Here is a 5,380-nt window from a genome sequence, read left to right as displayed (position 1 = left end):
GATGAAACCACCCAGCAGAACGCTGCACTGGTTGAAGAGGCCGCTGCTGCGGCTGAATCCCTGGTCGATCAGGCCAACCAGCTGGCTGATGTGATTAGCCAGTTCAAGCTGGAAGGTAAAGTCAACACAGGGTTCACTGCAACGCTCAAATCCTCTTCTGGTAGTGGCGGATATTCAGCGCCAAGACCAAGTGCAGATTCGCGTTCGGGCAGAGCTGTGCCAGCCCCTTCAGGCTATGTCGATAAACCGCAGTTTTCAAAATCTCCACCGAGCGCGCCAAGGCCGCCCGCAAAGACAGGCACTGACGATTCGGATTGGGAAGAATTCTAATCATCGTCTAAATAAAAAACCGGCTGCTAAACAGCCGGTTTTTTTATGTGATCTGCTGGATCACATTTGTCTTTTATGGAGATGCATTCAAAGACATTAAAAGGATAGGTTTTAAGCCTTTCTTTAATGGATGCTTGATGGATGACTAATTGCAAGATAGCAAAGTATTAAGGAAAAAAGTGTTTGTGTTGGCAAGACATGTCAGAAGACAGTCATGTCTTTGACTTTTGTAATCTTAAACAAGCATTTGGCATAGGCGTAAGCAAATACTGAGGATGGATAAATGTTCGGAAACATGAGAGTAAAGAAAAGCCTGATGGTCGGGTTTGGTAGCATGATTCTGCTGATGGCAGGATTAACTGTTATTGGGATTGACCGTGTGCGTGAAATCGACGATACGCTAACCGAAATCAATGATGTGAATAGCGTTAAGCAGCGCTATGCCATTAACTTTCGCGGCAGCGTGCATGACCGGGCGATTAGTTTACGCGATGTGACCCTAGAGGCATCCAGTGCTGAAGTGGACAAGTCCATCAGTGATATCCGCCGATTGGCGGTTGCTTATGAAGAGAGTTCGGCCAAGCTGGATGCTATTTTTAAAGAGGATGCGGCTGTTACGGCAGATGAAAAGGAAATTCTCACGCACATCAAGTCTATCGAAGCCAAAACATTACCGGTGATTGAACGTGTGATTGCATTACGCCATGCAGGTGATGAGGAGCAAGCGAAAAGTCTGTTAATGAGTGAAGCTAAGCCCTTGTTTGTAGAATGGCTCAAAACCATTAATCAGTTTATTGATTATCAGGAGGCATTAAACAAAACGGCTTCAGCGCAAGCCAAGTCTGTCGCTTCCGGGTTTTCCATACTCATGCAAATTGCATTAGGGATTGCCATTCTTATCGCTGGCTGGATGGCTATTTCAATCTCTAAATCCCTGCTTAACCGTTTAGGTGCAGATCCGTTGGAACTCACTGAGTTTGCCAAAAAAATTGGTGAAGGGGATTCTGACTTTGCCGTACCGCTGGCTGAACATGACCAAGGCAGTGTTGCCTACCAGCTACAACGCATGCGGCAACATGTGCTAAAAGTCATTAGCGAAATGAAGGATGTCGCGCATGCGCAAGCCAATGGTGAGATTGATCGCCGTATCCACAGTGCACAACACCAAGGAATGTTTAAAGACATGGCCGAAGGGGTCAATCAAATGCTGGATGACCAACATGCGTCGACCCGCAAGGTGATGGCTGTGATCAACGGCTTTGGCAATGGCGACTTTGGCATTCCGCTTGAGACATTCAAAGGGAAAAAAGCCGAGATCAACCGCGATATTGAGCAAGTCAGAGCCAATTTGACCAATATCATTTCCGATTTAAACCAGATGTCTGCTGCCCATCGTCAGGGCAATATCAGCTATTTTATTGACCCTGCCAAATATAATGGCCACTTCAGCGCCTTGGCTGAAGGGGTGAACGGCATGGTGCAGGAATATATCGAAGAAAATAAAACGGTGACTGATTGTATTTTGCAATTTGGTGAAGGTAACTTCTCCGCCACCATCAAGGAGTTCCCCGGCGAAAAAGCGTTTATCAACAAGAGCGTCAAGAAGATTGGCGGCAACCTCAAAGGCTTGATTGATTCGGTGAACTGGGTCAGTAATGCGCATGAGCAAGGTGAAATTGATGCTTTGCTACGCGACGATATGTTTAAAGGCGATTTCAGTACGCTGGCCAAGTCTGTCAACAATATGGTGACTGGCTTGTTGGAAATGAACCAGCAATCCATGCAGGTCGTGAAGGGCTTTGGTGAAGGTAACTTCGACATTCCGCTTCAGCGCTGGCCAGGTAAAAAGGGCGAGATCAACGACACGGTTGAGCAAGTTCGCGCAAACCTGAAAGGGTTGATTGGTGACATCAACGGCTTAACAGAAGCTGCAGGCGAAGGCCGCATTTCAGTGCGGGCTGACGCTTCCCAGCATAAAGGTGATTTCCGCAAAATTGTTGAAGGCGTTAACCACACCCTGGACATGATTGTAGAGCCGATCATTGCGGTGACTGAAGCCGTCGAAACCATCACCACTGCGGCCAATGAAATTTCCAGCGGTAACGCTGATCTTTCAGCCCGTACCGAACAACAGGCTTCCAGCCTGGAGCAAACGGCGGCAAGTATGGAGGAGTTGGCATCCACGGTTAAACAGAATGCCGACAACGCCAAACAAGCTAACCAGCTGGCACTGACAGCCTCTGGTGTCGCGGTTAAAGGTGGCCAGGTGGTGAACGAAGTGGTTGCCACCATGAGTGCGATCAACGAAAGTGCCAAGAAGATCGAAGACATTATTTCGGTGATCGACGGCATTGCCTTCCAGACCAACATCCTGGCCTTGAACGCTGCGGTAGAAGCCGCGCGAGCAGGTGAACAGGGCCGTGGTTTTGCGGTTGTAGCGGGTGAAGTGCGTAACCTGGCCCAGCGTTCAGCCAGTGCTGCGAAAGAGATTAAAGAACTGATTGCAGACTCTGTAAATAAAACCACTGAAGGCACCAAGCTGGTTGAAAATGCCGGTAGCACGATGGACGAGGTGGTCTCCTCTGTGCAACGCGTGGCTGACATTATCAGTGAAATCTCTGCTGCCTCTATTGAGCAAACCACCGGCATTGATCAGGTGAACCAGGCAGTGACCAGCATGGATGAAACCACGCAACAGAATGCAGCCTTGGTTGAAGAAGCGGCCGCTGCGGCTGAATCCCTGGTTGATCAGGCCAATCAGCTGGCGGATGTGGTCAGCCAGTTCAAGCTGGAGAGGGGCGCGGGATCAGGCTTTACCGCCTCACCTAAGTCTCAAGCCAAGGGAAGTGTTTCTTCAACACCGCGAAGCATGCCTCAGCATGGCTCGGGACGACCGGTTCCAGCCCCCTCCGGCTATGTGGATAAACCCCAGCGTGCTCAAGCGACGGCCAGTCTACCTAGGCTCACTGCCAAAACCGGCACGGATAATTCGGATTGGGAAGAGTTTTGACCTAAGTCATCTTCAGAAACGGCTGCTTCGGCAGCCGTTTTTTTGTGTCTGCACTTCATTGGGCATGGTTTGCACAACCTCATGCCTGAATGACTTTAAACAGAACCATAAAAATACGTTTTACATTCAATTTGGATATTTATCTTTAGCGGGATAATGATTACATAAACAGTGAATAAAAAATCTTATAAACGGATTTTATTATTCATATAAAAATTGGCTTTACGGTCATTGATTGACTTCAAGCTAGAAATAACTCGGAAGAGCAGTGCGTCAGCAATGCACGCCCCCTATTTATTTTTATGCAAAGGAAGTCAATATGCAGTTGTCTCAGCGCTTTCAATCTATTCAGGGCAAAATCGTCCTGATGGCAGGGCTGTCCATTCTGGTTAGCGGCAGCATTCTCGTCGGATCCTCTTATCTCTCAGCTAAAAACAATCAGCAACTGGTGTCTGAAAACGTATCGTTGTTAGTCAACGAAGGCACCAAAAACAGCTTGAAGAATCTGGCTGGCTCTGAAGCAGGAAAAATCCAGGCCAAGTTTGATGTCGCACTGGATGCGGCACGCACGATGGCAAATACTTTTGTGTTGAGTAAAGAGGGTTCCGTGGCACTGGGGCGTGACCAGATTAATGCCATCTTGCTCAATGTGCTGAAACAAAACCCAGAGTTCAATGGTACTTATAGTTGTTGGGAGCCGGATGCGCTTGATGGTAAAGATGACGCCTTTAAAACCGGCAAGGATGGCAACAATAGCCTTACCGGCCGTTTTACGCCTTATTGGAACCGTGATGAAAGTGGACGGATTGCGGTGCAACCACTGGTGGAGTATGACACGCTCGACAAGCACCTCAATGGCGTCATGAAAGGCGGCTGGTATCTTGGCCCCAAAACAAACCATACCGAAAGTGTATTGGACCCATTCCCTTATATTGTGCAAGGTAAATCTGTATGGTTGACCACGCTGTCGGTGCCCATTATCAAGAACGGCAAGTTTTATGGTGTCGCCGGGACTGACTACAATCTGGACTTTGTGCAAAAAACCGCTGAAGGTGCCAGCAAGAATCTGTTTGACGGTAAAGGCGAAGTGGTTATCGTCAGTAATATGGGGCTTATCGTGGCCGATAGCCGTAATCCAGGCTTGATTGGCCAGCCCTTTGGCAAAATTGTGGGCGACAGCAGCGCAAAGTATCTCCAAGAGATCCAGTCTGGTCATGATTTAGCGGCGATTGACCAGCAAGCCGGTCAAATGATGGCGCTCGCCCCGATTATGTTGGGCCGCACTGGCAAACCTTGGTCTGTCCTGATTAAAGTACCAACCGCCGTCGTGCTGGCAGAAGCGCAAGCGCTTGATCAACGATTGTCTAGCGGTGCGAATCAAGCCGCTTTATGGCAGTTATTGTTAGGCTTGATGGTGACGGCAACCGGGATTGCGGTCATCTGGTTTTCAGCCGCAAAAATTGCAAAACCCATACGTGAAGCCGCCCAGGTTGCACAGGACTTATCACTAGGTAGAACAGATGTCGTGATTGAGGTGCATAGCCAGGATGAAACCGGCCAGTTAATGACGGCCATGCAAAGCATGGTCAAGTCGATTAAGTTACTCATTCATGATACCCATGGCCTGGCACAATCTGCGGTACAAGGCAATCTCTCTACACGGGCAGACATTCAGCCGCATCAAGGCGATTTCCGCAAAGTGGTTGAGGGGATAAACGAGACACTGGATGCAGTTGTAACGCCTTTGGGTGTGGCTGCGAGCTATGTGGAACAGATCGCCAAAGGTGAAATTCCAGAAAAGATTACGGCTGACTATAAAGGCGATTTTAACGCCATTAAAAACAACCTGAACCAGTGTATAGAGACCATTAATAGTATGGTGTATGACACTGAAGAATTGGTGCACTCAGCGGTAGAAGGCCGTTTATCCACCCGTGCGGATGCCAGCAAGCATCAAGGTGACTTCCGCAAGATTGTCCAGGGCGTGAACGAGACGCTGGATGCGGTGATCGATCCTCTCAACGTGGCGGCCCAATATGT

The 5,380-nt window shown here is 48.7% G+C and carries 2 protein-coding genes and 1 pseudogene; all 3 read left to right on the top strand.

Annotated elements, in window-relative coordinates:
* Nucleotides 1-330, top strand: a pseudogene (locus INP77_RS14780) (hypothetical protein); the annotation flags it as partial.
* Nucleotides 331-613: 283 nt separating this feature from the next.
* Nucleotides 614-3,340: a methyl-accepting chemotaxis protein gene (locus INP77_RS15050; protein ID WP_194749846.1), complete on the top strand. Its 2,727-nt coding sequence runs from the start codon at nt 614-616 to the stop codon at nt 3,338-3,340.
* 319 nt (nt 3,341-3,659) lie between these two features.
* Nucleotides 3,660-5,380 (top strand): HAMP domain-containing protein (locus INP77_RS14770; RefSeq protein ID WP_194749845.1); only part of this gene is annotated, 1,721 nt, incomplete at its 3' end.

Source organism: Methylophilus sp. 13 (assembly GCF_015354335.1).
GTDB lineage: Bacteria > Pseudomonadota > Gammaproteobacteria > Burkholderiales > Methylophilaceae > Methylophilus > Methylophilus glucosoxydans.
The sequence above is the reverse complement of the archived record's forward strand: the minus strand, read 5'-3'. Positions and strand labels throughout refer to the sequence as shown.